The sequence below is a fragment of the Avibacterium endocarditidis genome (assembly GCF_002921145.1).
Lineage (GTDB): Bacteria > Pseudomonadota > Gammaproteobacteria > Enterobacterales > Pasteurellaceae > Avibacterium > Avibacterium endocarditidis.
Window position 1 is genome coordinate 12,822 of record NZ_PQVI01000085.1, and the last position, 24,638, is coordinate 37,459.

Here is a 24,638-nt window from a genome sequence, read left to right on the forward strand (position 1 = left end):
TTTCCCCGACAATTGATATAATTCACACATTAATGAGAACCGCAGAATGAACATCTTAATAATTGGCCCATCTTGGGTTGGCGATATGATGATGTCGCACAGTTTATATCAATGCTTAAAACAGCAATATCCTGATTGCCAAATTGATGTGCTTGCGCCAAATTGGTGTAAACCCTTGTTGGAAAGAATGCCGGAAGTCAGAGGGGCGCTCACAATGCCCATCGGACACGGCACCTTTGGCTTGAAACAGCGCTATGAAATTGGGAAAAGTTTAAGAAATCAATATGATATGGCGATTGTGTTGCCAAACTCACTCAAATCTGCGTTTATTCCTGTGTTTGCCAAAATTGCTCGCCGCCGTGGTTGGAAAGGGGAAAGCCGTTATTTCTTTTTGAATGATTTACGCGCTAATAAAAATGATTACCCAATGATGGTGCAGCGCTATGTGGCATTGGCTTATGAAAAAAACGCCGTGCCAACGGCAGCACAAATGACCTTTCCTTACCCTTATTTACAGGTGAGTAGCCAACAAATCGAGCAAACCAAAAGCCATTTTCACGCACAACTTGCACAGGCAGAAAATCGCCCTGCGATTGGTTTTTGCCCGGGTGCGGAGTTTGGCCCTGCCAAGCGTTGGCCGCATTATCATTATGCTGTGCTTGCTCAAATGCTGATTGAAAAAGGTTACAGCATTCGTCTGTTTGGTTCAGCAAAAGATGAACAAGTGGGCGATGAAATTCGTGCCAGTCTGCCAGAAAACTTGCAGCCTTATTGCTTAAATTTAGCGGGGCAAACCAGCCTTAATCAAGCGGTAGATTTAATCGCAGATTGCAAAGGCGTGGTTACCAACGATAGCGGATTAATGCACGTTGCGGCGGCAGTCCAGCGTCCACTTGTGGCGCTTTATGGCCCAACTAGCCCGCAATACACCCCACCATTATCCCATCAAGCGGTGATTATTCGCTTGCAAAAAGGCGGATTAGAAAAAATTCGTCAGGGCAAAGACAGCGCCGAAGGCTATCATCAAAGCCTTATCGACATCACGCCTGCAATGGTAATGGAAAAATTAAGCGAAATTTTACCGCACTTTGATCAGGCATAAATAAGGCAGAAAGATGCGAATTTGCTTAGTAAAAACGTCTTCAATGGGTGATGTGATCCACACCTTGCCCTCATTGACCGATGCACAAAAAGCTTTGCCTCATTTACAAGTGGATTGGGTGGTGGAAGAAAATTTTGCGGAAATTCCTACTTGGCATTCGGCGGTGAAACAGGTTATCCCCGTTGCCATTCGCCGTTGGCGCAAACAGCTTTTACAACGCAAAACTTGGCAAGAATGGCAAGCCTATCGTCAATTATTACAACAAAATCAATATGATGCCGTGATTGATGCGCAAGGCTTGGTGAAAAGTGCATTGTTCGCCGTACGTCTAGCGCAAGGGGTAAAACACGGCTATGATAAACATTCCGCACGCGAGCCTTTGGCTGCCTTATTTTATGATGAGCGCTACGCCATTGATTACCAGCAACACGCTGTAGAACGCATTCGTCAGTTATTTGCGCAAGCCTTGGGCTATGCGTTGCCGAGCCAACAAGGGGATTATGGCATTGCACAGCATTTTCCTGTGCAAAAAAGCCTGCCGCCTTATGTGTTGTTGATTCACGCTACCACGCGCGCGGATAAACATTGGCGCAATCAAGAATGGAAAAAATTAGCGCAAAATCTCACCGCACTTGGGTTTGCCGTGCATTTGCCTTGGGGAAATAAGAAAGAAAAACAGGCAGCGGAATGGATCGTGCAAGGCATTGAAAATGCCGTTGTTCTACCGAAAATGGATCTCACCGCCTTAGCCCAACATATCGCCAATGCCCAAGCGGTGGTTTCCGTGGATACTGGGTTGGCGCATCTCACCGCCGCCTTGGATAAACCGAACATCACTCTTTATGGCGCAACCAACCCAGATTTAATCGGCACTTACGGCAAAAATCAATATCACTTACAAGCGCCTACAATGGCACAGATTTCTGCCGAAGCGGTGTTGCAGCGCTTGCGCCCTTTGCTCTAATTTGATTTTAACGCCCCTTGCAAGCGCCCTTGATTTTCACGCAATAATTGCACCGCACTTGGATAATCCAAGTCCGCCAGCAACATTAAGATGGCCACTTTTGCATTGTTGTGTGCGGCGTTAAGGGTTTGTTCTGCTCGTTCAGCGGTGCAATCTGTCGCCTGCATTACGATACGCACAGCACGTGCCACTAATTTTTGATTGCTGGCTTGCACGTCCACCATTAAATTTTGGTAGCATTTACCCATTAGCACCATACTGGCAGTGGTGAGCATATTCAGCACCAGTTTTTGCGCCGTGCCAGATTTCAAACGGCTTGAGCCAGTTAGCACTTCCGCACCTACCGCAGTGATAATGGCAATTTCCGCCACCTGTGCCATCGGTGAATTGGCGTTGCTAGCAATGGCCACCGTGGTCGCGCCTAAGGATTTCGCATAATCTAAGCCGCCTAGCACATAAGGCGTGCGGCCGCTGGCAGCAATCCCGACCAAAATATCTTTCTCATTAAAATCAATTTCTTGCAAATTTTCCACCGCACTTTGTGGATTATCTTCCGCCCCTTCAATGGGGTGGCGCAAAGCACGTTCGCCCCCAGCGATAATGCCTTTTACCATTTCATTGGAAACGCCAAATGTAGGCGGACATTCTGACGCATCAAGCACGCCCAAGCGCCCACTTGTGCCAGCCCCGAGATACACCAAACGCCCCCCTTTGCTGAAACGCCTGCACGATTTTTTCCACCGCTGCGGCAATTTGTGGCAAGCATTTTTCAATAGCCAATGGCACGTTTTTGTCTTCCGCATTCATTAATTGCACGATTTCCAACGCCGAAAGCTCGTCCAAATTCATTGAGTTCGGATTACGCTGTTCCGTGCTAAGTTGCGAAAGTTGATTGAGTAATGGGTTGTTTTTCATTTTTTTGTCTCTTTGGTTTTTTGAGAGGATTTGCGTGTAGGGTGGGCTTTAGCCCACCAATGGGAAAATCACATTAAATGGTGGGCTAAAGCCCACCCTACACTGTAATGGCGTATTATCTCGTGGGGGGCGGACCGATGTGTCCGCCTATTTAAAATCGCGATTTATTCTATTAAAATAAAAGTGCGGTGAAATTTTGCCAGTTTTTCCTACGATTAATTCTGTCCATTTCGGGCGAACACATAGGTTCGCCCCTACGAAAATTATTCTTTATAAAATAATGTGTTACAGTTACTTCTAGGTTCTAGCCCTATTTATTATTTAACAATCCTTAGGATAAATCACCCCTAAACTCACCGCTTTTGTTGCGCCGGTAACGCTCGGTTCGTTGGAGGGTAAATTTTCCATTCGACGGTAAGCTAGCCACGCAAAGGCAGCGGCTTCTAAATAATCTGCGTCTAAGCCATAATCTGTGGTGGTGGCGATTTGCCAATGGGGTAATAAATGTTGCAAGTGAGCCATAATAACAGGGTTTTTCGCGCCGCCGCCGCAGACTAATAATAAACAAGGAAGCGTGTTGTGTTGGCTTAAATGTTGCAGATCTTGCGCGCTGCATTGTGCGGTAAATTCCGCCAGCGTTGCTTGCACATCTTGGGGGAGAAGTGCGGTGTGTTTTTGCAGAATTTTTTCTAGCCAAGCCAAGTTGAATAACTCTCGCCCCGTGCTTTTCGGCGCAGGCAAGGAAAAATAAGGATCTGCCAACAAATCTTGCAATAATGCAGGATTGCTTTGCCCAGACGCTGCCCATTCGCCATTTTTATCATAGCTTTTCCCCTGATGTTTGGCGATCCAACTATCTAGCAACGCATTGCCCACTCCTGTGTCGTAACCTAGCACAGGTTGGTTTGGGAGCAGCACAGAAATATTGCTAATCCCACCAATATTCAGCACCACGGTGTTTCGCGTAGGATCAGCAAACACATTGTGGTGGAAAGCAGGCACGAGTGGTGCGCCCTGTCCGCCATAAGCCATATCTTTACGGCGAAAATCAGCCACGGTAGTAATGCCTGTACGAGCAGCGATAATATTGGCATCGCCTAATTGCCAAGTGAAAGGGAATTGCCCTTGCGGTGCGTGCCAAATGGTTTGTCCGTGGCAGCCTACCGCCTGAATTTGTTCTGCGCGAAGAGAATGTTTCGCCAAAAATCGGTTGATACTTTCTGCATAAAGTACGCCAAGTTGATGATCCAGCTCACCAATTTGCTGTAACGTGCCTTGCCCTTGCTGGCAAAGTGCGGTGAGATTTTGACGCAAATTTTGTGGCATTGGCACAAAATCTGTGGCGACCACTTGCGCAGGCTGAGTGGAAAAATCCATTAGCGCGAGATCCACGCCGTCAAGGCTCGTGCCAGACATCACGCCAAGGTAATAATGGGGTTGCATAAACATTTCCATAGAAAATTTGAATTGGCGATATTCTATTATAAAATAGGACAGATTTTTATCTTAAACCGACAGAACAAGGATTTTTATGAAAAATTTAAGCGTAGTGATTTTGGCCGCGGGCAAAGGCACAAGAATGTATTCCGACTTGCCAAAAGTGTTGCATAAAGTTGCAGGCAAGCCAATGGTTAAGCACGTTATTGATACAGCCAAACAGCTCAATGCCGATAATATTCATTTAATTTATGGCCACGGCGCAGAATTATTACAACAACACCTTGCCGATGAAAATGTAAACTGGGTGCTACAACCTGTGCAACTTGGTACAGGACACGCAATGCAACAGGCTGCGCCATTTTTCGCAGACGATGAAAATATCGTAATGCTGTATGGCGATGCACCGCTTATCACCGCGCAAACCTTGCAAAAACTGATTGATGCTAAACCAGAAAACGGTATTGCCTTATTAACTGCGCATTTGGACGATCCGACAGGCTACGGGCGGATTATTCGTCAAGATGGTAATGTGGTTGCCATTGTCGAGCAAAAAGATGCGACGCCAGAACAATTAGCCATTCAAGAAGTGAATACCGGCGTAATGGTTTCCAGTGGCGCGAGTTTCAGAAAATGGCTAGCAAAATTGGATAATAATAATGCGCAAGGCGAATATTATATGACCGATGTGATTAAATTCGCCAACCAAGACGGCTGCAAAGTGGCTGCTGTGCAAGCGCAAGATTTAATGGAGGTTGAAGGCGCAAATAACCGCTTACAACTGGCTGAGCTTGAGCGTTATTATCAACGTAAACAAGCGGAAAAATTATTGCTAGCGGGCGTAAGTTTGCGTGATCCAAACCGTTTTGATTTGCGTGGTGAAATCACCCACGGTAAAGATGTGGAAATTGACGTGAATGTAATTATCGAAGGCGCCGTCAAATTGGGTAATCGCGTCAAAATTGGCGCAGGTTGCGTGATCAAAAACTGCGTGATTGGCGATGATGTAGAAATCAAACCTTATTCTGTATTTGAAGATGCTGTGATTGGCGAAGAGGCGAAAATTGGGCCTTTTGCCCGCCTTCGCCCCGGTACAGAGCTTGCCGCACAAACCCATATCGGCAACTTTGTCGAAGTGAAAAAATCACAAATTGGCAAAGGCTCGAAAGTGAACCACCTAAGCTATGTGGGCGATAGCGAAATTGGCGCGAATTGTAATATTGGCGCAGGTACCATCACTTGTAACTATGACGGCGTAAACAAATTCAAAACCGTGATTGGTGATGATGTGTTCGTGGGTTCAGACAGCCAACTGGTTGCCCCAGTAACCATCGCCAAAGGCGCAACCATCGGCGCTGGCACAACCGTTACCAAAGATATTGCAGAAAACGAACTGGTGATCTCACGCGTCCCACAACGCAATATCCAAGGTTGGAAACGCCCAGAAAAACTCGAGAAAAAATAACGTGGTTACTCTCATTGCTGGTTATGATGATTTTTTAGTCAAAAGTGAAAATGAATGGAACATCTTGCCAATCTTTTTGACTAAGTAGCGATGCCGTTATGCAATGCGCATCAATAATAAGCAATGATGCCCTGCGATAAAGTGCGGTGCATTTTATCGCAGTTTTTATTTTTAATGATCGAAAGGAAAGTTTATGACAACTGAAAATGCTCAAGCCGCTGAAAATACAGTGGATATTCAAGCGCAAACTTCAGCGTTGATTGAAAAGGTTCATTCAATGGATATGAACACGCTCTTGAATGATTATGTGATCCCTTATGGCACAAAAATTCTGCTTGCGATTGCCATTTATATAATCGGTAAAAGTATCGCACGCTTGCTTAGCCGCTTGCTTGGCAAAGCCGTGTTACATTCTACCAAAGACGAAATGCTGCACAGTTTTGTGTCGTCAATTAGCTATTTCTTATTCCTATTAATGGTGATTATCGCCGCACTTTCACAGCTTGGCATTAACACCACATCACTTGTCGCATTAATTGGGGCAGCGGGTCTAGCGATTGGTTTAGCCTTACAAAACTCGCTGCAAAACTTTGCCGCAGGTGTGATGATTTTAATCTTCAAACCTTTCCGCAAAGGCGATTTAATTGAAACAGGTGGCGTGTTAGGTGCTGTGGAACAAATCGGTTTATTAGTGCTTGAACTGCGTACTGCGGACAACAAAACAGTACTTATTCCTAATGGCAAAGTGTTTGGCGACAGCATTACCAACTATTCCAGCAACGCCACACGCCGCATCGACTTTATTTTCGATATTGCCTACAAATCTAACATTGAACAAGCGAAAGCTATTGTGGCAAACATCTTGGCGCAAGACCCACGCGTGTTGAAAGACCCAGAACCCACCATTGCAGTGGGCGCACTCGCCGCAAACAGCGTACAACTCGTGGTTCGCCCTTGGGTAAACACCGCGGATTACTGGGCAGTGCATTTTGATGTTACGGAAAAAGTCAAACTCGCCTTTGACCAAGCTGGCATCGAAATCCCATTCCCACAAATGAATATTCATTTACCTGAAAACACGGAATTGAAAGTGGGGCAGAAGTAATTTTTTAGTCAGCAAAAAAGCAAAGTGCGGTGAAAAAATCACAAATTTTTCACCGCACTTTTGTTTAGAAACGTTTTCAGCATTATATTAACGTGGCGTTTTAGTTAGAGAGTTTGGGGCTTCACAACATTTCAGTTCTTTATTAATCAAAATTCAAACCTAAATCTAATTCCTTCAACCATTTGCTTTCGTTGATAAGATCACTTTTCACTAACGGGTTTTCTTGCAGATAACTTGGCTCAAATTGGATTGTCCATTGCGCTAAAGTGCGGTCGATTTTTAGTGAAATTTTTTCACTCCATACGCTGGCTTGACGTGATTTATTCAGCAAAATGGCTAAGCGCAGCAAACGCACAAGGGCGAGAATATCTTGCTCGGCATAACGAGAAAATTTTGCAAAATCAGCCTGTTTAATATTGTTGATTTGGTAACGTACCAAGGTGGTGAGCAGGCGTTGTTGCTCTTTATCAAAGCCTGGTAGCTCCATATTTTGCAGAATGTAGGCGGAATGCTTTTGCAAGCCTTTATGATTGATTACAATGCCCACTTCGTGCAGCCGTGCCGCCCAAAGGAGAATGTCCACCATTTCATCTTGTAGTTGGCTGTTTTGCCAAGCGCCGTATTGTGCGGCAAGGCGTTGAGTGCTTTGATGGACTCGCTCAGATTGCGCCATATCAAGGTTAAATTGTTCGGCAAGGGCAAGAGCGGTACGTTGGCGGATATTGCTCACTTGGAAGTTTTTTCTAGGCTGTACATCACGCCTTCACGCAATGCGCCGTCTGAATAACGCATTTGTTCAATGCCGAACACTTCAAATACCGCGCTGAGAATAGCCAGCCCCGGCACGAAAACATCGGCGCGATCTTCGTTTAAGCCGTCCAAATGCAGATCGTCAAAATGGCTGACTTGTAGCACTTTTTCACTGAGTTGCGCTAAACGGGCTGCGGTGATAATGCCATTAGTATCAAGATTTGCCGCAATCACCTGATAGACGGTTTTGATCGTGCCTGATGAACCCAGCACCGATTGCCAGCCTAATTTACGGTATTCAAAGGCTAAATCTTCAATTTTATTCACCGCACTTTGTTTGGCACGCTGAAAATTTTCGGCAGAAATTTCACCTTGCGGGAAGAATTTTTTGGCAAAGCTCACGCAGCCCATATGACGGCTTTCTGCAATGAGCGGATGAAAATCATCACCGATGATCATTTCTGTCGAGCCACCGCCAATGTCCACCACAAATTTTCGTCCTGTTTCAGGCTGAGTGTGAGAAACCCCAGCGTAAATGGTTTTGGCTTCCATTTGCCCGCTGATAATGTTAATTGGGTAAGGGAAAACCTGTTCCGCTTGGCGTAAAAATGCTTCATTGTTTACCGCGGTTCGTAGGGTAAATGTTCCTACCACATTGACATTTTCGGCAGGAAATCCTTGCAGCCGTTCTGCAAAAAGCGCTAAACAATTTACTCCGCGCGCAATGGCTTCTTGGCTTAGCTGGTTGTTCTCATCTAAGCCTTCAGCCAGTTGCACTTTCTGTTTTAGGCGTGAAAGCACTTGGATTGAGCCATTGATAATGCGGGCGATGATCATATGAAAGCTGTTTGAACCCAAATCAATAGCGGCGATTTCACGCGCTTCACCACGCTGATGTAAATAATCAGAGGCTTTGGCTAGAAGGTTTTCGTTATTCATAAAATTGCCCTAAAAATCAAAGTGATAAAGTAGGTCAAAGGCCTGATTTACGCCCGAAACCGATTGTAAATAAAGTTGTGGTAACAATTTGTAGCGTACCGTAAATTCGGCTAAGCCGTCAAATAAGCCTACGCCGTATTTGAGCTGTAAGCGTGGTGTAATGTTGCCGCTCACCGTAACTTTGGAACTGTCGCCCACCCCTTGCGTGCCTAGGCTGAGATCTCGCACACCAAAGGCTTCGCCGATACCGCCGACTAATTTACCGCTTTTCGCTAAGCCCATTCCAAGCAGTGCCGCCCCGATTGAACCGCCCGAGCCTGCTTCACCGCTATTTTCTAGCGAACGCCCTGTTAGCAAGTAGGAAAGGGCTTCATCTTGCGAGCTAGCAGGATCGGAGAACACCGTAACTTGCGGGGCAGTGGCAATGCCGATCACTTTCACCCCAGCGGTAATATTGCTGTTTTCCATTGCCGTTGGGTTGCGAATGGCTTCAATATTCAGCATTGGTTGAGATGGCAAGCCAGAAAAACTGATTTGTCCTTTGCGAATTAGCAAGTCTTGCCCATAAGCGGCATAGCGTCCATTTTTCAAGTAAATTTGCCCGAATAAACCCAGTTTGCCTTTGTCTTGTTTGACTGAAAGCAAGCCGTTTAAGCTGGTGTTTAAGCCGTAAGCGTTGAGGGTAACATCATCACCGATATTAATTTTCAGATCGGAACGAATTTCCATACCGCTTTTTGTACGCGCTTTAATTTCACCGTTTTTTAACCCCACTTTGGTTTTGTCTGGGCCGTCTAAAATCACTTCATCACCGCTTACGGCAACGGCGCTGTCTGGCAATTCTTCAATGGCAATTCTTGCCCAAGGAATATCTACCGTACCAGAAATATCAAGCAGTTTTGGATTGGCTGTGAGTTCCACATTTGGGCTAATTTTTAATTTTGCCATTGACGGAATATTCACATTAAAGCGATCCGCTTTGGCTTGCACACGCGTGTTCCAGTGTTCTACATCTTTCCAATCCGCTTCGCCAGTAATATCTAAACGGCTTTCAGGGCTTTGCACATAGCCTTGCAAGGTGGAACGATTGCCGGCAAAACGCATAGATAAATTGCCGTCTTTAATGGTGAATGGCAGGGATTTCATTGTGGCACTTAAGCGATTAACATCAAAATTACCGTGAATAAGCGGTGCATTGAGATTGCCGCCTAAGGTAAGATTTGCAGCAATTTCGCCATTGATTTTTTCGCCACTTGAAAGCAGTTGTTTGGCTAAATTGAGATTTAAGTGCTGAATGCTAATGTTGCCGCCTAGGGTGCGAGATTTCGCCAAATCTTGCAATTTAAGTGCAGTGGTAATTCGGCCATTTTCCACTAAATCAATGGCGGAATCCAAATTCAGATTGTTGTTTTCCATTTGGGCTTTAATGTCCACTTTCGGAATAGCAAGGTTGAAGGTGCGATAATCAATTTTCTGCGCTACTGATAAATGATTGCCTGCCACTTGCACATCGAGCTTAAGTGGTTTATCACTAAACCACGCCACCGTTCCCTGACTTTGTAATTGCCCTTTGATTTGCGTTGGGTTCTGTTCTTTATCCAATAATTTGTTGATTAAAGCTAAATCCAATTTACGCACTTGGAATGGCACTTCGCCGTTTTTCCCTGCGGTGAAATTTTTGGGGAAACATAGCTCAATATCGCTGTTTAACCAACAATGTGCGGAAATCGCGGCTTCAATTTTGTTTTGATTATAAGTTACCGCAACGCCTTGATTAGTTTGCCATTTTCCCACTGGGGATTGAATATCCACACCGCTAATTTGCCCTTTCCAGATTTGCGAAGAGCGGTCGAAATTTCCTGCAATTTTTAAATTGGCTGCCACTGGTTTACCCTGTGATTGCAGCTGTAATTGGTGATTTTTTTCATCACCCGATAACGCAAGGGTCGCTTGGTTAATTGCCACATCGGCATATTTCAAACCTGTTACATTGGCGTTTAAATCACCGCTAATCACTTTCTGCGAGCGAATATCCCCTTTAATGGCGAATTTATTCAGCTGTAATTGTTGGAAGCGAATGTTGTTGCCTGTTAAATCCACATTTAAATTTGGCTCACGAATGTCCCCTTTCAATTTTGCATAGCCAAATAGGGTGGCGGAAAGTTCAGGCAGCAATCCACGCAAATTCGGTGCGTGAATATCAAGGGATAAATCCGATTGCTGGCTGATTTCCCCTTGCATTGCAATGTGATTTTCACCGTAATTAAGCAACAGATTTGGCACTTGCAGCCATTTGTTGTTGTCTGCGCTAAGCTTACCTTTTAAGCTTAATGGCTGGCGAGAAAGCGTGCCGTTAATGTCTAAATCAGGGACGTCAATTGTCCAATTTTGCCCATCAACTTGCCCTTGCGAGCTGAAATGACCAGACAGCACAGCAGGCATTGAAGGCAAATATTGAGTGATATTTAATTGTGAAAAATCCACCGCACTTTGCCATTGCACGCCTTTTTGCCAGTTTACTTCACCGCTTAAATTCGCTTTGCCTTGTAAGGTGTTAAGCTGAAATTGTATGATGTTCGCCTGCCAGAGTTTGCCGTTAATTTGGCTGGTAATTTGTGTTTTTGGCGTACTCATTCCAGAAACATCAGCATTCAGTTGCGCTTGGTAAGCCAGCAAATCGCCAGTTAGATTGAGCGTTAAATTTTGTACTTTCAGCGGATCTTTTTCTTTTTATCAAAAGGATATTGCAAGCTTTTACTGGTTAGTTTGAGATCAAAGGGCGTTTTTCTTGGTTAAGAGCCACATTGCCCACCAGTTCCGCATTAATATCCCCTTTGCTTTGCAAATGAAGCTGCGTTTGCCCGCGCAGTTTGCCTGAAAGTTGTAGGCTGAGATCGCCCTGTGGAATATTCAATGGCGCATAGCCTTTCAGTTGGCTGTTTAACTGAAAATGGGGGAAATCTTCGTCCAGCTGCATTGTGCCTTGCCCTGCTAGTGTTCCCACTGAACTGGCGATATTCAGGTTGTGCAGCTGCACTTGATTGCCTGTGGCATCTGCGTTGATTTGCAAAGAGGCCACCTCAATTTGTTGTGCAGGGGCAGGCGCGGTTTCAGTTTTTGGTGCCTTATTTTGTGCATTATCTTGCGCCTGATTTGCACTGTCGAAATGCTGTTGATATTGCCAATTTTTGCCTTGAATATCCGTAATATGGAGATCAAAAGGCAGCTCAATTTTGTTTAAATTGCCGAGCAAAGCTGGGGTAAGGCGTTGTTCTAATTGTTGCCAATCAATGACTTGCCCTGTTGGTTGAGCGGCTTTGTTTTCCGTTTTTTGTGCGTTTCTGTCTTCTTCTGGAGAGCTGTAAGTTTGTACTAACAAATCATTAATCTGCGTTGGCGCAAGGGTAAAACCGTTTTCATTGTTTAGGCTAAGTGCGGTGGAAAAATGGGCTAAATTGATCTGCGTTTGATCGATGGTTAAAGCTAAATCCTGCACTTGCACATTATCTGCTTGCACCGCCACAGGCAGATGAATTTTCTTCATTGGGCTAGGATCGTTGTCCTTTTCTTCCGAAGGCGGCAGCTTTGCCGTGTCAATATGAATGTGTGGTTGTTGAATGCTGAGATCTTGCAGGCAAACTTTAGCTTTCAGCAAGCAAGATAAATCCAGTTGCAAATGGGCTTGCTGAATTTGGGTATCCACGCCTTCTGACTGAAATTTGACCTTATGCAGGGTTAGTCCATTTTGCAAACCGCCTTCTACATGTTCAATAGAAAGGTTGTCCATAAACTTATCTGCCAGTTGGATAAGTCCACGTTGACCTTGGCTAGTGGCAAGGGTGGCGAGCAAGGCAAAAATAGGCAAAAAAATCACCGCACTTAAGCACAGCAGTATTTTCCATAGTGAGCGTTTTTTCTTCACTACGGGAGATTGAGCTTGATGCTCTGTGGATTGGGGAGATTGCGTTGCGTGTTCCTCTTGCTGTTGTTTTGTCATTGTTGTTGCCTATAATTCTGAACCTAAACCAATATAAAATTGCACGTTTTTGCTGTTGTCTTTATCTCGAATTGGGGTGGCAATATCCAGTTTTACCGCGCCGATAGGTGATGCCCAGCGTACGCCCATTCCCGCACCGTAGCGCAGTTCTTCTAAATCGAAACTGTTCGCCGCAAGCCCTGTGTCGGCAAAGGTGGCGAGCCACCAGTTTTCATAAACTTGGTATTGATATTCCAATGTTCCCGTGGCAAGACGGGTTGCACCCACCAATTTGCCCTCGGCATTTTTTGGTGAGATTTTTTTATAGCCGTAACCGCGCACGCTACGATCGCCCCCGGCAAAGAAACGAAGTGCGGGCGGAATTCTCTCTAAATTTTTGGTCTGTAACCAACCGATCTCACCACGCACTAAGAAACGGTGATTATCGGCAAAGGTGCGAATCCACGCGCTGGACGCTTGTACTTTGAAGAAATTCGCATCAGAAAGCCAGATTTTATGCCCAAAATCCACGGTTAAACGCTGTGCATCGCCCCAAGTTGGGAATAATCCCCCTTTTAGGCGGGTTCGGCTGATGGAGGCGGTAGGATAAACCAGCCAAGTGCGATCAGAGTGATTCGCTTGGGTGAAGGAATCATAACGCACACGCAACCCAAGTGCGTGCTGCCAGCCTGATACGCGATTCCAATAACGCAACGCCGCAAAGGTGCCTGATGAAGTTTCCGTGTCGTTAGTTTTTTCCCGTTCGTAACCGGTGGAAAATTCATAATAATAACGCAGTGGATTTTTCAACAGTGGCATTTTATACACCGCTTCCACCGTTTGTTTTGGCGCAGAGGCGTAAAGATTAAAGCGGAAACTATGCCCACGGCTGTTGATCCAAGGCTTTGTCCAACCCCATTGAAAGCGCGGGCCGACATCGGTGGAATAACCTAATCCCCACGTCCATTGCATTTTTTTTACGCGGCGTGAGTAGCACATCAACATTAACGATTTTATTTTCTTCATCAAGGTTAGGCTGTACTAACACCGAACTAAACCAGTTGGTAGAGGTGTAATCGTTGGTAAAACTGGAAAGATCATTGATGAGATAAGGTTGTCCTTCTTCAATTTCCATCATATTACGCAAATAATCTTCACGAATTTGCGAGCGTTGAAAGGTGAATTTGCCGAAGCGATAGCGTTCGCCGCTATCAAAGGTGATTTTCCACCAGCCTTGATAAGTGGAAGGGCGCACTAATAATTGGGAAACATCAAAATCTGCATCAAAATAACCGCGTGCCAGAGCAAGGGATTGCAGATCGCTTTTGTAATCTTCGTATTTGGAGTGATAAAGCAATTCGCCAAGTTTAGGCAGTTTTTTATCTAGCGCTTTGAAGGCTTCATCGTCTTTTGCTTGGCCCAGAATTTGAATATCCATTCCTGTGAGCAAAACAGGTTTGCCAGCATTGACATCAGCGATGAGTACAGGGCGTTTGCCCCCTTTGGCAGGTTGCAGGCGGAAATCAATTTTAATGTTGTAATAGCCGTAAACACGCAAGGCTTTTTTGATGGCTTCACTCACAATATATTGATAGCGATCTGAGCCGTCCGCTTCTTCAGGATCGATCATCTTGGTGTAAATATCCACATTTTCAATGGCTTTTACTCCTTTTACCCCAATGACTTTGAGATCCACGGTATGTTCGGCATAACTATTGATACTGCTTAAACTCCAAGCGGTAAGTAGGCTTGCATAAAGCAATAAATGGCGTTTTTTTGTTGCAATAATTTCATACTGTTCCCATTTCGCTGAACCTTGGTTCGTGCGGTGCTTTTTTCGTATTTTTATGAATGTAATAAATGGCGTTTGCGAATGCCTAAAAGCAATAATGTGCCGCCATAAATCAATGCTGCAAGGGCAATAAGCCAAGCCAGCCAGTGAATGCGAGTGATAAATGTCATTTGTTGCCAGCTTTCTAATGTTGGGCAATAGTGCCAAATCACAGCGCCCATTGCTAGCCCTGCTATCAAAACTTTGACAAAAAACACTGCACTTTGTTTACTAAAATGATAAATATTTGCCTGCGCCAGCCCACGGTAGAGCAAATAGGCGTTTAAGGTGGCAGACATCGCCGAAGCAATGGCAAGCCCCACATAGCTAAACGGAATGGCAAGCAGGTTAAATGCCATATTGCTCACCATTGCGATAATGCCGATTTTCACGGGAGTTTTGGTGTCTTGGCGGGCATAGTAACCATTGGCGAGAATTTTAATCAGCATAAAGCTCAACAGCCCCGCATTAAAGGCAAGCAGGGAATAGGAAGCAGCTTGCACATCAGAAAAGAGGAATTGACCCCGCATAAATAGCACTAACAACATCGGTTGGGCAAGCACGCCGATGCCGATCATCGCTGGCACGCCGAGTAATAAAATCATTCGCACGCCCCAATCCATTGTGTTGCGAAAATCCACCGCACTTTGTTCGGCATTATCTGTGCGATTAACGTGATGGCGTGCCAGTGTTGGTAAGATCACGGTAGAAATGGCGATACCAAATAAGCCAAGGGGAAATTCGAGCAAACGGTCAGAATAATAAAGCCAGCTGATCGAGCCTGTCATCAAGAAACTGGCAATAAAGGTATCCAGCAGTAAATTGATTTGGCTCACGGAAACTCCGAATAAGGCAGGGATCATCAGCGTGCGGATTTTTTTACCCCTGCATCATTCCACGCCCATTTTGGTTTCACCAACAAGCCAGCTTGCTTTAAGAAAGGCAACTGAAATAAAAATTGCAACAAACCGCCAATAAAGATCCCAATAGCAAGGGCAAGATCAGGGCTTGATGTGTAGGGCGCAAGAAAAAGTGCGGTGCAAATCATCGCAATATTGAGTAACACAGGCGAAAATGCCATCACACCAAATTTGCCGAGCGTGTTTAAAATCGCCCCAGACAGCGCAACAAAGGTAATAAACCATAAATAAGGAAAGGTGATTTTGAGTAACAGCGAGGCTTGTTCAAACTTCACGCCGTTTACCCCATCATTAAGCCAATCAATAAACCAGCCCGTACCGAAAATGGCGGCAACCACAGGGGAGAAAATCATCGCAAAGACAGTAACGATAGTGACTAATCCGCCTAATGTCCCGGAAACTTTGCTGATAAATTGCTGGGTTTTGTTGAGATCGCCGGCTTTTTGGTATTCTGCCAAAACGGGTACAAAGGCTTGAGAAAATGCGCCTTCAGCAAATAAACGGCGTAAAAAATTAGGAATACGGTTGGCAAACAAGAACACATCAGCACTTAACCCCGCGCCGATGATTTGTGCGATAATCACATCGCGCACCAGTCCAAGTACGCGCGATAATAAAGTCATTGCACTGACAATAATGCCAGATTTTAATAATCGTTTACTCAAAATAGCTTTCTCATCAAGAAAAATTTGGCTTAATTGTATAGAAATTTTGTTTTTAAGCTATATTCTAGGCAAAAAAACTGATAAAATTCGCCCACATCGTTTGGGTGGGCTACATTGAAAGCCGCATTTTCAGCGAACGATGCAGACTTTCGGTTGTGTCTCACCGAGTAATCAAGCTAAATTTTGCTAATTGTTTATTGACAATTATGGAACGGAAAGGCATAGTTTACGCCTTTATTTATCTCATAAACTAACAGAAATTTTTAGGAGTTTGACCTTGGCTAATATCAAGTCAGCTAAAAAACGCGCGGTTCAATCAGAAAAACGCCGCCAACACAATGCAAGCCAACGCTCTATGATGCGTACTTACATTAAAAAAGTTTACGCCGCTGTAGCAGCAGGTGAAAAAGCTGTGGCTGAAGCCGCTTTCGTAGAAATGCAAAAAGTTGTGGATCGTATGGCATCTAAAGGCTTAATCCACAAAAACAAAGCAGCGAACCACAAATCTAAATTATCTGCTCAAATCAAAAAATTAGCGTAATTTCAGATTAAAAAATTCAGAAAAATAAAACCGCACTTTAAAAGTGCGGTTTTTTTATGATTTATTTTTAAATCGTCTGCGTCTGCTGTGATAGGTTAAACGACTGGCTGTTTGAGGTTGTTTCTTTTTAACAGGCTGGGAAAGCTCAAGTTGTTTGTGTTTCACTCGGCGATAACGGCTTAAAAAATAATGAATGGAGCTGGCAAATAATGTTCCCGTAAGAAACACGATAATGATCTCACCGTAAAGACGGTTAAAAATCAGATTGATTTTACTTTGCGTGGTTTGTCCATACTTATTATTAAAGGTTACGCGCAAAAAACCTTCCACGCCGTCAGAAGAATAAATTGGTTCAACAATTTGTTGATTGATGATTTCTTTTGCCACGGGCTGATCAAGCCCTAATTGAAGACGTAATAATGAAGCATTGGAACTTTGTGCTAACAGCTCACCTCGATTAGAATAAACCGATGCATCAAGGATAAAATCCTCTTTCACAAAATTATCTAAGTTTTCTGTCAACTGTTCTGATTTTGCATTATTAATCAATAACATTGAAAATAAATTGGCTTGCTGACGCACTAATAAATGGGAAAGATTCGTTACTTGATTGACACTGGCTAATTGTGATCCCAGTTTAAATTGTTGCACACCGAATAAAATCACGCCCATTATGCCAAGGCAAAATAAGATTATGATAACAATCATCGTGATTTTCAGTGCTTTTTCTTTGATGAGTTGCACGTTATTTTCCCCAAGATTTCGCAAAATAGGCTAGAATAAGGCGTTATTTTAGTCTATTTATGCGTTCACGGCACAATAAATCGTAAAAATGCCGATAATTTACAGGATTTTCTATGCAAACACAAAATCTCAAGCAATTACAACAACAGTATCCAAGCCTGCCTTGCCCACTGCAGCAGATGCAATCCCTTGCCGCAGGACAGGATTATTTTTTGCTTTATGGCGAAAGCTTAGATTTGGCCAAATTGCAGCTATTTCAGCAAAAGTGCGGTGAAAATTTCACGCTTTTTGACTATTGGATTGAAGCCCGCAACCTTGCGGTGCTGTTGCAAGGCAATTGGCAAGCACAGTGGCAAGAATATGCTCATCAATTAGAAGTGGATATTGCGCTGCTCAATTTTTCCGCTCGTTTGCAGAAAAAAGGCTTGCTAGTGATGGATATGGATTCCACTGCCATTCAAATTGAATGTATTGATGAAATTGCGAAATTGGCTGGCACAGGTGAGTTGGTGTCTGAAATCACCGAGCAAGCCATGCGCGGAGAGTTAGATTTTGAGCAAAGCCTGCGCCGCCGCGTGGCAACCCTAAAAGGCGCGCCGGAAAATATCTTGCAACAAGTGCGAGAAAAATTGCCGCTGACTTCAGGTTTAGTGGAAACCATTCAAGGCTTGCAGAAATACGGCTGGCGAACCGCCATTGCGTCAGGTGGGTTTACTTATTTTGCGGATTATTTAAAAGCAGAATTAGGGCTTGATGCGGCGGTTTCCAATCAATTTGAGATTGTGGACGGCATTTTGACTGGTGAAGTACAAGGTGCGGTGGTGGACGCGCAATATAAAGCGAATACGTTGCGTCAATTGAGCGAACAATATCATATTCCAATGGAAAACACCGTTGCCATTGGTGATGGCGCCAATGATTTGCCAATGATGAAAGTCGCTAATCTCGGTGTGGCATTCCACGCCAAGCCGAAAGTGCAACAACAGGCACAAATTGTGGTAAACTTTGCCGACTTAACCGCACTATTATGTATTTTAGGTGCGAATGACCGAATAATGAAAAACGAGGAGTAATTATGCCTTCATTTGATATTGTTTCTGAATTAGACGCGCACGAAGTGCGTAACGCCGTGGAAAATGCCAACCGTGATTTAGCTAACCGTTGGGATTTCCGCAACGTGCCTTCTTCTATCGAATTAAACGAAAAAAACGAAACCATTAAAGTGGCCAGTGAGTCCGATTTCCAAGTGGAACAGCTGGTGGATATTTTGCGTAATGCGTGCATTAAGCGTGGTATTGATTCTGCGTCATTGGATATTCCAACAGAATATGAACACAGCGGTAAAACCTTCAGCAAAGAAATTAAGCTGAAACAAGGTATCGAAACGGATATGGCGAAAAGACTTACCAAGTTGATCAAAGAATCCAAACTCAAAGTGCAAACTCAAATTCAAGGGGATCAAGTGCGCGTAACAGGAAAATCCCGTGATGACTTGCAAGCGGTGATCCAACTGGTGAAAAATGCGGAATTAGGGCAGCCGTTCCAGTTTAATAATTTTAGAGATTAACCAATACCTTATCTAAAGCGGCAAATTAGCCGCTTTTTTTATAGAGAACGTTTATAGACTTCGCCAAAATATTTCGTTTGCGAACCAAAAAGTTTATATATCTGTGCTAAAAATAGTTCTCCTGTGGCGATGGCGTCAATTAAGGCGTTATGGTTGATGTAATCAGGCAAGCTATAATTTTTGCGAATAGTCGCGAGCTGATAATTGGGGCTGACATTTGTATGTGGCGACATAAAAGATCGCTCAATTTTTAATGTGTCTAGCCAAATGAGGGGAAAATGCGTGATCTGATAGCGGGTGGCAAGATAATGCTGAATAAAACGCTTTTCAATATTGGCTCCGTGGGCAATGACAATTCGTCCAGCCATTAGGCTAAAAAGTTTGTGCATCGCCTCATCGAGTTGTTCGGCACCATTGAGCATTTGCGGCAAAATATGATTAACTACGACCGTTTCAGGATTGACTTGAGGTTCATCAATAAATAAATGCCAAGCTTGGGAGAGATCTAAGCGGAGGTGATCAATTGGCAGTGCTGCAATACTTAAAATATTGTCGATCATTGAATTAAGCCCAGTGGTTTCAAAATCGATCACAAGGTAAGCGAGTTTTTCAAGTTCATCTTCAATATTAGGGCAAGGAAATTGGAGTAAAGGCTGTAAAATAGCAGGGCAATCTTTGTGCATTAAATATTGTTGCCGTGTGTGTTGCAATTTGCTGAGAGGGTGAAAACGCTGAAAAAATTGAGAAAATCCTTTCATCGCATCATTCCTCTTTGTGAAAAGCGAAGCTGGGCGGCTTCTTGGAATTGTGCAATTAAACGGAATACATCTTTTAAATGCTGCCGTTCAAAGGTGGTGAGCTCACTGGGATCAATATGATTGCTGATCGGCTGCTGATTTTGCAGAGAAATTCGTTGATATTTAAAACGAATATCACACACGCATTCGTAAGCGCCTAGCGCATTATCTAGCGTGGTTTTGTCAATCAAGGCTAATTCTTGGCAGCGAATAAAACGTTGCTCCCTAGAAAGTGCATTGGAAATTCCCGCCGCCAAGGCGTAGATACGCCCAAGATCAACCAGTAAACTAATAGCACGTTTTTTTAAATTGAGTTTATTTTTATTTTCCCCTTCTTTAATCAGAACAAAATTACGGAAAATGCTCAAAGGTGGGGTGATTTTCGTTGAATTTGCGACTAAAAATGATAAAAAACGTTTATTATTCTTTACTAATTCTGTAATGTGATCTTGTAATTGTTCAACTAAATTCGTTTCACCATAAAGTGCACGCATATCCATTAACACGCTGGTATTTAATAGGCTCTCTAATTCAGGAGTACGAACCCATTGATTAAAATTTTCCTTCCATTGCGTTAATGAAATGCACCATTTGGGGTTTGAGGCCATAAAGTTTCCCGAACAATAAGCATAACCGCACAAATCTAAGCCTCGACTAACAAACTCGGCAAGTTGAGCAAAATAGGCTTGTTCCGTTTCATTGAGCGATCGCTCGGTAATAATGAAATTATCCTGATCTGATAATAAGTGCATTTCATAACGAGCCTGAGAGCCAGATACCCCCCACGCATAAGCACAAGGTGGTTTGCCAAATTGATGCTCTGCCATCATCAATAATTTCGGTTAAAGGCATCTGCGATTAAGGTCATCACTTTCATAATGGTGTTATAAGGCGTGCCGTTTTGCATAAGCGCGATAAACAAGGTTTTTGTTGCTGCGCTACTTCAATCAGTAAGGGTAACGTATTAGCTTGAAAAATGCGATTAATGATAAAAATTGATTGAATACTGTTATATCTCACCAAATCGGTTGCGGTTAAAATCCCTAAAATTTGCTGATCGATGACAATAGGTAAACTGCGAATATTGTGTTGCATCATCAAAGACACCGCATCAAGAATTAAGTCGGAAGGCGCAATCGTTGGAGGATTTGGAGTCATAATTTGGCGAATAGATTGATGAATATCTAACCCCATAGCGACCACTTTTTTAGTCATATCTCGATCATTGACGATCCCGATTAATTTTCCATTTTCCAGCACTAAGGCGGAAGAACGGCGCTGCTTTTGCATTTCTTGCGCTGTTTGTTGAATGGTGCTGTTTACATCAACAAGGGCGACTTTAGGGTTAGCTACTTCAATAGCTTTTTTCATAAAAATATTATCATCATTCTTGAGATTTGCACTGCGCGCAATACTAGTTAATCTTGTGCTAGTTCGGGGAGAAAAGTAAGCAGCATACTCAGGATATTCTTGCAATATTTTACTTAAGCAAGGATAGGGAATTTGATAAATCAAACTATTTTCTAAAGCATAAGCACAATATTTTTCTTTTTCGTGCGGTGAAAAAATACTGAAACCGAAAATATCCCCTTGTTCTAACTTAGCCCGCAGTTCACCGTCTTGATGAATTTGTTCAACTTCACCAATACGAATAATGTAAAGAAAATCTACCGCACTTTGTTCGTCAATTACCGCTTCCCCTTTAGGGATATAACGAATCATAATCTGACTTGCTATGCGTTGTACCAAAGAAGAAGGGAGCTGATTAAAAGGGAAAAGTGTCGCAATAAAAAGCTCAATATTCGGAATGAGAGATGTATCCATTTATTCCACCTTTTGAAGATCGGCTAGGGTTTAGTATAACTTTATCTTTACGGAATGAAAGCCTAAAAAGCAAAGTGCGGTCATTTTTCTTGGCGTTTTTCCTGAAAATCGTTAAACTATGCCGACTTTTTTAGCAAAGGAATAATGAATTTATGGCATTACTTGATGTGTTGATTTACCCCGATGAGCGCCTTAAAACGGTGGCGCAGCCGGTGGAAAAATTTGATGAAGAATTACACACTTTGATTGATAATATGTTTGAAACAATGTATCACGAGCAGGGCATTGGCTTGGCAGCAACCCAAGTTGATGTACATCGCCGTTTGATTGTGATCGACATTGAAGGTACGAAAGAAAATCAAATTGTGCTAATTAACCCTGAAATTATCGAAAGTTCTGGCGAAACAGGCATTGAAGAAGGCTGTTTGTCTTTGCCCGGAATGAATGGCTTTGTACCGCGTAAAGAAAAGCTAACCGTGCGTGCCTTGGACAAAAATGGTAAAGATTTTTTACTTAACGCTGATGGCTTATTAGCGATCTGTATCCAACACGAAATTGATCACTTAAATGGCATTGTCTTTGCGGATTATCTTTCTCCGCTTAAGCGTCAGCGTATGAAAGACAAACTCACTAAGTTAAAAACAGCTACAAAAAGCCTAATTTTTACCATTAGAAAGAAAACCTGCGTTTAAGCAGGTTTTTTATGAGAAAAATTTACGAAAAAAACACCGCACTTTATTTTAGGGGCTTTTCCTTTTGGGCGGCGTAGGCCGCCCCTTTAGCGAGCATTCGCAGTTGTAAAATCACCCGTTCTTTAAGCAACTCACGTTCTTCCTTATTCATATCCAACGCATTCGCACCAGCGGTGAACACAAGTGTAACAATGCCCTCTGCTTGAATATAAGCAATGTGGCGGGAATAGCCATTGCGTTCGGCAATATATTCTGCCAGTTCGTCAATAAAATGCTTAATTTCCCGTGCGGCGGCAGTACGGAACGCGTGCGATGTGCCGGAGCTTTCACGCAATAATAGGCGGAAAACATTGGTGCTGTGGGTGATAAATTCAAAAAACGTATTCACTGAGATCACGATAACGCTACCGCCATTTTCCAACCGTTTGCGTGCTTGGCGCATTAATTGGCGCAGCATTAGGCCGGCTTCGTCCACCATTTCTAAGCCGAGTTCGTCCATATCACGAAAATGGCGATAAAAGGAGGTAGGCGCGATGCCCGCTTCTCTTGCCACTTCACGTAAGCTCAGATTGGAAAAACTTTTCTCCGCACTGAGCTGATTAAACGCTGCACTGATCAACGCGCGTCTGGTTTTTTCTTTTGAATTGCACGAACGCCTGCCATTTTGCCCTCTTATTTTTGTTGAAGGATCGGGGTGATGATATTGCTAATGGTGTTTGCCACCCGTTCATAACGCATTCTTAATGGAGAACCAGGGCGGTAAATTAGTGCCACGGTGCGTGAGGGTTCTGGCACACAAGGGAGGTATTTTACCCCTGTGCGATTGCCTTCGTTTAACACCGCAAGCTCTGGCATTAAGGTTATTCCTGCGTTGGCGGAAACCATATTGCGTAAGGTTTCAAGGCTGGTGGCTTGGAAATGGGGATTTTCCTTTGCCCCAGCGGTGAAACAATAGCCCAGCGCTTGATCGCGCAAGCAATGGCCGTCATCAAGCATTAGCATTTCACAGCCTTTGAGTTTGTCCATTGGAATACTGTTCTCTTTTGCCCAAGGATGCTCTTGGGAAATCGCAAGCAACATTTTTTCTTTAAATAATGGCACTTCAATAAAGGCTTCGGTTTCTGGCACGGTGGCAAGAATAGCGCAATCTAAACGTCCACTTTCCAATTGCTCTAACAGTTGATGAGTTTGCGCTTCATATAAAAATAGCTCTAAATCAGGAAAAGCTTGTTTTAGCGCAGGCATAATATAAGGCAGCAGATAAGGCCCAAGGGTTGGGATCATTCCAATATGCAATGGCCCAGTCATTTCTTTACCTTGATTGCTTGCCATTTCTTTGAGTAATTTTACTTCACGCAACACGGTGCGAGCTTGATCCACGAGTAATAATCCCGATTGGGTAAACAGCACTTTACGGCTGGTGCGTTCTAATAAAATAATGCCCAGTTCGTCTTCCAGTTTGCGAATTTGTCCACTTAAGGTAGGCTGGCTAACGTGGCACGCATCGGCGGCACGGCGGAAATGCTTGTGTTCAGCCAGTGCGACTAAATATTCTAAATCTCGGATATTCATTATTTCCTCTCATTATAGAAAGAATCAATTAAAAGGATAGGTATTAATCGTTTGTAACTATATCACGATTTTCACTATAATTCAACCCCGTCAATAAGAAATCATTATTTTAATCGCAATAGGAGAAAGATTATGACAGCAACAATGGAAGGAAAAAAAGTTCCTCAAGTAACATTCCATACTCGTCAAGGCGATCAATGGGTTGATGTAACCACTTCAGAGTTATTTGATAACAAAACGGTTGTGTTATTTTCATTACCAGGTGCATTTACCCCAACTTGTTCATCAACACACTTACCACGTTATAACGAATTAGCGTGCGAATTCAAAGCCTTAGGTGTGGATGATATTATCTGTTTATCTGTAAATGACACTTTCGTAATGAACGCGTGGAAAGCAGATCAAGAAGCAGAAAACATCACAGTAATCCCAGATGGTAACGGTGAATTTACTGAAGGTATAGGTATGCTTGTTGATAAAGATGACCTTGGCTTTGGTAAACGTTCTTGGCGTTATTCAATGCTTGTGCGCAACGGTGTGGTGGAAAAAATGTTCATCGAGCCAAACGAGCCGGGCGATCCGTTCAAAGTGTCTGATGCAGATACAATGATCAAATATTTAAAACCTGATTGGCAAGCAAAACCTTCAGTGTCTATCTTCACTAAACCGGGTTGCCCATTCTGTGCAAAAGCAAAAGGTTTATTAAAAGTGAAAGGTTACACCTTTGAAGAAATCGTATTAGGCCGCGATGCAAGCACCATCTCTGTGCGTGCGATCACGGGTAAAACCAGCGTGCCACAAGTATTCATCGGTGGGGAGTACATCGGTGGAA

16 protein-coding genes and 6 pseudogenes (1 of these 22 only partly in view) are annotated in these 24,638 nt (G+C 43.6%); 9 read left to right on the forward strand and 13 right to left on the reverse strand.

Translation table 11 applies throughout. The features are described 5' to 3' along the window. Window positions 1–46: 46 nt before the first annotated feature. Both waaF and rfaC read left to right on the forward strand, forming a co-directional pair. Window positions 47–1,102, forward strand: a complete 1,056-nt coding sequence (waaF, locus tag C3Z13_RS06680; protein WP_103855410.1) for a lipopolysaccharide heptosyltransferase II — start codon at window positions 47–49, stop codon at window positions 1,100–1,102. Between the two features lie 13 nt (window positions 1,103–1,115). Next, complete coding sequence (gene rfaC, locus C3Z13_RS06685) at window positions 1,116–2,066, forward strand: lipopolysaccharide heptosyltransferase RfaC (RefSeq protein ID WP_103855411.1); 951 nt, start codon at window positions 1,116–1,118, stop codon at window positions 2,064–2,066. Here the strand turns inward: rfaC and murQ are convergent. Beyond that, window positions 2,063–2,981: pseudogene (gene murQ, locus C3Z13_RS06690) on the reverse strand (N-acetylmuramic acid 6-phosphate etherase). The gene rfaC and the pseudogene murQ overlap by 4 nt on opposite strands. A gap of 321 nt (window positions 2,982–3,302) precedes the next feature. Further along, entirely contained in the window at window positions 3,303–4,424 is a 1,122-nt protein-coding gene (locus C3Z13_RS06695; RefSeq protein ID WP_415777649.1) for an anhydro-N-acetylmuramic acid kinase, read from the reverse strand. Between the two features lie 88 nt (window positions 4,425–4,512). On the opposite strand from C3Z13_RS06695, the gene glmU reads away from it, so the two are divergent. Next, a complete protein-coding gene (glmU, locus tag C3Z13_RS06700; RefSeq protein WP_103855413.1) occupies window positions 4,513–5,883 on the forward strand; it encodes a bifunctional UDP-N-acetylglucosamine diphosphorylase/glucosamine-1-phosphate N-acetyltransferase GlmU in 1,371 nt (456 codons plus the stop codon). A 193-nt stretch (window positions 5,884–6,076) separates the two neighbouring features. Next, a complete protein-coding gene (locus C3Z13_RS06705) occupies window positions 6,077–6,988 on the forward strand; it encodes a mechanosensitive ion channel family protein (RefSeq protein ID WP_103855414.1) in 912 nt (303 codons plus the stop codon). Window positions 6,989–7,130: 142 nt separating this feature from the next. Here C3Z13_RS06705 and ppx read toward each other — a convergent pair. The 5 genes and pseudogenes from ppx to murJ form a co-directional block, all read right to left on the reverse strand. Beyond that, a pseudogene (gene ppx, locus C3Z13_RS06710) lies at window positions 7,131–8,677 on the reverse strand (exopolyphosphatase). Between the two features lie 9 nt (window positions 8,678–8,686). Then, on the reverse strand, window positions 8,687–11,353 hold the full coding sequence (gene tamB, locus C3Z13_RS06715; protein ID WP_342750351.1) for an autotransporter assembly complex protein TamB: 2,667 nt from the start codon (window positions 11,351–11,353) through the stop codon (window positions 8,687–8,689). 85 nt (window positions 11,354–11,438) lie between these two features. Beyond that, window positions 11,439–12,674, reverse strand: a complete 1,236-nt coding sequence (locus C3Z13_RS12870) for a translocation/assembly module TamB domain-containing protein (protein ID WP_342750352.1) — start codon at window positions 12,672–12,674, stop codon at window positions 11,439–11,441. A gap of 9 nt (window positions 12,675–12,683) precedes the next feature. Then, window positions 12,684–14,415: pseudogene (tamA, locus tag C3Z13_RS06720) on the reverse strand (autotransporter assembly complex protein TamA). Between the two features lie 83 nt (window positions 14,416–14,498). After that, a pseudogene (gene murJ, locus C3Z13_RS06725) lies at window positions 14,499–16,069 on the reverse strand (murein biosynthesis integral membrane protein MurJ). Between the two features lie 277 nt (window positions 16,070–16,346). On the opposite strand from murJ, the gene rpsT reads away from it, so the two are divergent. Further along, a complete protein-coding gene (gene rpsT / locus C3Z13_RS06735; RefSeq protein WP_017805402.1) occupies window positions 16,347–16,610 on the forward strand; it encodes a 30S ribosomal protein S20 in 264 nt (87 codons plus the stop codon). A 54-nt stretch (window positions 16,611–16,664) separates the two neighbouring features. Here the strand turns inward: rpsT and C3Z13_RS06740 are convergent, their stop codons facing one another. Further along, a complete protein-coding gene (locus C3Z13_RS06740) occupies window positions 16,665–17,354 on the reverse strand; it encodes a YtjB family periplasmic protein (protein ID WP_103855415.1) in 690 nt (229 codons plus the stop codon). 113 nt (window positions 17,355–17,467) lie between these two features. Here C3Z13_RS06740 and serB point away from each other — a divergent pair, with 113 nt between their 5' ends. Together serB and C3Z13_RS06750 are read left to right on the forward strand one after the other, a co-directional pair. Beyond that, entirely contained in the window at window positions 17,468–18,427 is a 960-nt protein-coding gene (gene serB / locus C3Z13_RS06745; RefSeq protein WP_103855416.1) for a phosphoserine phosphatase, read from the forward strand. A gap of 2 nt (window positions 18,428–18,429) precedes the next feature. Further along, window positions 18,430–18,921 (forward strand): YajQ family cyclic di-GMP-binding protein, encoded by a 492-nt coding sequence (locus C3Z13_RS06750; protein WP_103855417.1) that lies wholly within the window; start codon window positions 18,430–18,432, stop codon window positions 18,919–18,921. A 38-nt stretch (window positions 18,922–18,959) separates the two neighbouring features. On the opposite strand, the gene C3Z13_RS06755 is transcribed toward C3Z13_RS06750, so the two are convergent. Genes C3Z13_RS06755 through C3Z13_RS12315 form a run of 3 tightly spaced genes read right to left on the reverse strand, consistent with a single transcriptional unit; the run spans window position 18,960 to window position 21,542 of the window. After that, window positions 18,960–19,679 (reverse strand): 3'-5' exonuclease, encoded by a 720-nt coding sequence (locus C3Z13_RS06755; RefSeq protein ID WP_103855418.1) that lies wholly within the window; start codon window positions 19,677–19,679, stop codon window positions 18,960–18,962. Next, window positions 19,676–20,548, reverse strand: coding sequence for a DUF294 nucleotidyltransferase-like domain-containing protein (locus tag C3Z13_RS12310; protein ID WP_245872580.1), 873 nt, complete (start codon window positions 20,546–20,548; stop codon window positions 19,676–19,678). Before C3Z13_RS12310 ends, C3Z13_RS06755 begins: the two co-directional genes overlap by 4 nt. 43 nt (window positions 20,549–20,591) lie before the next feature. Beyond that, window positions 20,592–21,542 carry a CBS domain-containing protein gene (locus C3Z13_RS12315; RefSeq protein ID WP_245872581.1) on the reverse strand — a complete coding sequence of 317 codons (951 nt, stop codon included), beginning with the start codon at window positions 21,540–21,542 and terminating at the stop codon, window positions 20,592–20,594. A 152-nt stretch (window positions 21,543–21,694) separates the two neighbouring features. Here C3Z13_RS12315 and def point away from each other — a divergent pair, with 152 nt between their 5' ends. Continuing rightward, a complete protein-coding gene (gene def, locus C3Z13_RS06765; RefSeq protein WP_103855419.1) occupies window positions 21,695–22,234 on the forward strand; it encodes a peptide deformylase in 540 nt (179 codons plus the stop codon). A 43-nt stretch (window positions 22,235–22,277) separates the two neighbouring features. On the opposite strand, the pseudogene fabR reads toward def, so the two are convergent. Both fabR and oxyR read right to left on the reverse strand, forming a co-directional pair. Beyond that, window positions 22,278–22,897 (reverse strand): annotated as a pseudogene (gene fabR / locus C3Z13_RS06770) (HTH-type transcriptional repressor FabR). Window positions 22,898–22,906: 9 nt separating this feature from the next. Further along, window positions 22,907–23,806: a DNA-binding transcriptional regulator OxyR gene (oxyR, locus tag C3Z13_RS06775; protein ID WP_103855421.1), complete on the reverse strand. Its 900-nt coding sequence runs from the start codon at window positions 23,804–23,806 to the stop codon at window positions 22,907–22,909. A 132-nt stretch (window positions 23,807–23,938) separates the two neighbouring features. On the opposite strand from oxyR, the pseudogene C3Z13_RS06780 reads away from it, so the two are divergent. Beyond that, window positions 23,939–24,638 (forward strand): annotated as a pseudogene (locus C3Z13_RS06780) (glutathione peroxidase); it runs 40 nt beyond the window's last position.

Coding starts and splice junctions, on each gene's coding strand:
- waaF (WP_103855410.1), top strand. CDS start 47: ATGAACATCTTAATAATTGGCCCATCTTGGGTTGGCGATATGATGATG.
- rfaC (WP_103855411.1), top strand. CDS start 1,116: ATGCGAATTTGCTTAGTAAAAACGTCTTCAATGGGTGATGTGATCCAC.
- C3Z13_RS06695 (WP_415777649.1), bottom strand. CDS start 4,424: ATGCAACCCCATTATTACCTTGGCGTGATGTCTGGCACGAGCCTTGAC.
- glmU (WP_103855413.1), top strand. CDS start 4,513: ATGAAAAATTTAAGCGTAGTGATTTTGGCCGCGGGCAAAGGCACAAGA.
- C3Z13_RS06705 (WP_103855414.1), top strand. CDS start 6,077: ATGACAACTGAAAATGCTCAAGCCGCTGAAAATACAGTGGATATTCAA.
- C3Z13_RS12870 (WP_342750352.1), bottom strand. CDS start 12,674: ATGACAAAACAACAGCAAGAGGAACACGCAACGCAATCTCCCCAATCC.
- serB (WP_103855416.1), top strand. CDS start 17,468: ATGCAAACACAAAATCTCAAGCAATTACAACAACAGTATCCAAGCCTG.
- C3Z13_RS06750 (WP_103855417.1), top strand. CDS start 18,430: ATGCCTTCATTTGATATTGTTTCTGAATTAGACGCGCACGAAGTGCGT.
- C3Z13_RS06755 (WP_103855418.1), bottom strand. CDS start 19,679: ATGAAAGGATTTTCTCAATTTTTTCAGCGTTTTCACCCTCTCAGCAAA.
- C3Z13_RS12310 (WP_245872580.1), bottom strand. CDS start 20,548: ATGATGGCAGAGCATCAATTTGGCAAACCACCTTGTGCTTATGCGTGG.
- C3Z13_RS12315 (WP_245872581.1), bottom strand. CDS start 21,542: ATGGATACATCTCTCATTCCGAATATTGAGCTTTTTATTGCGACACTT.
- def (WP_103855419.1), top strand. CDS start 21,695: ATGGCATTACTTGATGTGTTGATTTACCCCGATGAGCGCCTTAAAACG.
- oxyR (WP_103855421.1), bottom strand. CDS start 23,806: ATGAATATCCGAGATTTAGAATATTTAGTCGCACTGGCTGAACACAAG.